We start from the raw sequence: 255 nt of genomic DNA on the forward strand, positions 1-255 counted from the left end.
GGTCGCGACTGTGAGAAGCGACCAGAACAGCGTGACCCGTGCGCGACGCGGCTTCACGAGCACCGTGAGCAGACCTACGAGCAGCGGAAAACCGATGAAGAACTGCGCCTGGACCGAGAGTGACCAGAAGTGCTGCAGCGGACTCGTTTCGGGCCCTGCCGCGCCGTAGGCGAGCTGCGTCGCGACGAGTTGCCAGTTCTCGAAGTAGAACGCCGTCGAGACGACCTCGAGCAGGTTCTGCTCACGCATCCATGG

The 255-nt window shown here is 63.5% G+C and carries 1 pseudogene; it reads right to left on the minus strand.

The annotated features are described in order from the left end of the window. Positions 1 to 255 (minus strand): annotated as a pseudogene (locus tag SB717_RS37700) (acyltransferase family protein); the annotation flags it as partial.

This window comes from Priestia sp. SIMBA_032 (assembly GCF_046535215.1).
Lineage (GTDB): Bacteria > Bacillota > Bacilli > Bacillales > Bacillaceae_H > Priestia > Priestia aryabhattai.